Consider the following 3,282-nt stretch of genomic DNA (forward strand, 5'->3'; position numbering starts at 1 on the left):
TGAGCCTTTTGCAGTTTTACTTGGAGATGATATAGTAGATAGTGAAACTCCTTGTTTAAAACAACTTATAAATGCATACGATGAATACAAAACATCAGTAATTGGAGTACAAAAAGTAGCCATTGAGGATACTGACAAGTACGGAATACTTGATGTTAAGCATATAGAAGATAGAGTATATGAAGTAAAAGATATGGTTGAAAAACCAAATGTTGAAGATGCGCCATCAAATATAGCAATACTAGGAAGATATATAATAACACCTGCTATATTTGATATACTTGAAAATCAAGAACCAGGTAAAGGTGGAGAAATACAATTAACTGATGCCTTAAAAACATTAGCCACTCATGAAGCGATATATGCATATGACTTTGAAGGAAGAAGATACGATGTTGGTAATAAGCTAGGTTTCTTAGAAGCTACAGTAGATTTTGCATTAAAAAGACCAGAACTTAGAAATGAATTCTTAAAGTTTATAAAAAGCAAAGGAGATAAATAAGACTCTAAAGAATTACAAAAAGTAGTAGTTACTGTAAGATAGTTATATAAACAAGCTATAGTCTCAATGTTATGGCTTAAGTATTATCAAAAACTAAAGTACAGAATAGTTAATATTTTCCAGGTAATAATTTATAAATACTTTAGAAAGAAGGTATATTATGAATGTATTAATTATAGGTGGAGCTGGATATATAGGAAGTCACACTGTTAAATATTTTTTATGATGATTTGTCAATTTAAGTACAACACTTTAGATTTAAGTAAAGACCTCTGTAGGTGTCTTGAAATCAAGATGCTTGCAAGGTCTTTTATTTATATAATTTTCAGATGCTATATGAGCTAAGAAATTAGTTATATAGCATTTCTCATATTTAGCAATATATTTATAGCTCATAAATTTATGGGCTATTTTTATGCTTAAGGATATTATAATACTAAAGAATGGAGACAAATTCTAAATGTAAGTAATATCAATCAATTGACTTTCAGTATGAAAAGATTTTAAATAACTGCTGTGATTATTGATGATATGAGAGAAGCCAATTTTTAAATACTGTACTTAATATAATGATATATTATTTACATAAATATATAAATAAATTTATAAAAAATAGATAATGAAAATAATTGGTTTGAGGGATTATATTATGTCTATATTTTTATAGATGGATGAAAGTGAAATAAAAAGCAAAGGTAAATAAAAAATAGGACCCTAATAGGTTGATATATATAACAGATTAAACTATAAGTATGTACAAATTTAAAAGTATGGTACATAATGCAGAGGAATTATTAAAAGACTTAATGGATAAAAATGAACAAATTAATTAAGTTTTAAAAATGAATTGTAATTCAAGAATAATTAAGGTGGCAAGTTTATACGTAAAGCTAGTATAGATGAACTTACACAGACATTTAATTGTACTTAAGGGATATATGAGCTTGGTAGGGCCATAACTACCAATACCTAATGAGATTGAGAAGTATAATTCATATCAAATGCAAAGGCTAGATGTTAATCTAGAGTTTACTTGTATATGGCAAGTTAGTGGAGAAAACAATATTGGATTTGATGAATGGATTGAGATGGATATTGACTATATAAAGACTAGAAACTTATGGTTAGATATAAATTTAATACTTAAGACAGTTGGAGTTTTATTTGGTGATGATAATGCATTATAATAAAAAGGAGGTAAAAATAAAAAATATATTTAATATCATCTAGTGGTGGATATTGCTTACCTAAAGATACGAAATAATTAAAAGTAAACTATTCTGATGTAGCAAATAATATAATACAGGCTATAGTAGATTGAAATAGAACTAGAAAAGATTATATAGCTGATATGATAATAAAAAGAAATCTAAAAGTAGTTGGAATATATAGGTTAACAATGAAAACTGATTGGGATAATTTTAGATTATCATCAATACAAGGTATAATGAAGAGAATAAAAGCTAAGGTATTGAAGTAGTAGTTTATGAACCAGTTTTAAAAGAAGATAAGTTCTTTAATTCTAAGGTAATAAAGGATTTAGAAGAATTTAAATCTATAAGTTATGCTATAGTATCAAATAGATTATGTAAAGAGTTATGTGATGTAGAAGATAAGGTATATACTAGAGATTTATTTAATAGAGATTAAATTATTTTAAAAGACTATCACTATAAAATCATAGTCTTTTTTTATGCGTTTTTTTATTTTTGTAAAAAGATATATATCTAATAAAAATCATAGATTTTTATATCTTAGAAGTCAAGGAAAACCTTGTTTTTTTCGACAAAATACATGATTTAAATAAAAAAATGATTATAAAATGTCGAAAAAAATAAGAAAAAATAAAAAAATGATTATAAAATGTAGAAAAAAATAAGAAAAAATAAAAAAATGAATAAAAATGCAGAATAATGAAAAATGAAAAATATAGAATTTAAATAAAATATTTGTTAATATGTCATAGGAAATTAAAACAATGGTAAAAAAATTACAATAATGTAAAAAGGAGAAAAAATGTCGAATATAGCAAAAACAACAATTGGTTTGATGTTTTTAACATTAATATCGAAAGTGTTAGGATTTTTTAGAGAGTTATGTTTAGGCTCAGTATATGGTGCATCTGCTTTTACGGATGCGTATATAATATCACAAAATATACCTATAGTAATATTTACAAGTGTTGCTATGGCATTAGGTACATCATATATACCATTATTTTGTGACATAAGAGAAAAGTCAGGAGATAAAGAAGCTATAAAATTCTCTAATAATTTAATAAACATCGTGGTAATTTTTTGTTCTTTATTGGCTATCGTCTGTATGATATTTACAGAGCCAATAGTAAAGATATTTGCTATGGGATTTGAAGGTGAGACCCTAAAGTTAGCTGTGGAATTTACTAGAATATTAATAATAGGGATTATATTTATTGGAGTTAATGATGTATTAATGCCGTTTTTACAAATTAACCAGAATTATGCGGTACCAGGCATGTTAGGGATTCCATATAACATAGTTATAATTATTTCTATATTTGCTAGTCCAAAATTTGGATACAAGGTATTAATATATGGAACATTGCTTGCTATATTAAGTAAGGTTTTATTCCAAATACCTTTTGCAAAAAAGAAAGGTTATAAATATAAAGCATATGTAAATGTTAAAGACAAGAATATAAAAAAATTATTATTATTAGTGGCACCAGTATTTGTGGGAGTTGCTGTAAATCAAGTAAATGGTTTAGTTGATAAAACTTTAGCATCTACTTTAGTAGAGGG

The 3,282-nt window shown here is 25.6% G+C and carries 4 protein-coding genes; all 4 read left to right on the forward strand.

Going from position 1 to position 3,282, the window contains the following annotated elements; genetic code table 11:
• On the forward strand, positions 1–502 hold a 502-nt coding region (locus Q5F54_RS12195), incomplete at its 5' end, for a UTP--glucose-1-phosphate uridylyltransferase (protein WP_302334514.1).
• 977 nt (positions 503–1,479) lie between these two features.
• Positions 1,480–1,689 carry a sugar transferase gene (locus Q5F54_RS12200; protein WP_281538826.1) on the forward strand — a complete coding sequence of 70 codons (210 nt, stop codon included), beginning with the start codon at positions 1,480–1,482 and terminating at the stop codon, positions 1,687–1,689.
• A 164-nt stretch (positions 1,690–1,853) separates the two neighbouring features.
• Complete coding sequence (locus Q5F54_RS13295) at positions 1,854–1,982, forward strand: hypothetical protein (RefSeq protein ID WP_369124057.1); 129 nt, start codon at positions 1,854–1,856, stop codon at positions 1,980–1,982.
• A gap of 536 nt (positions 1,983–2,518) precedes the next feature.
• On the forward strand, positions 2,519–3,282 hold a 764-nt coding region (locus tag Q5F54_RS12210), incomplete at its 3' end, for a lipid II flippase MurJ (RefSeq protein ID WP_302334515.1).

This window comes from uncultured Romboutsia sp., assembly GCF_958366745.1.
GTDB lineage: Bacteria > Bacillota > Clostridia > Peptostreptococcales > Peptostreptococcaceae > Romboutsia > Romboutsia timonensis.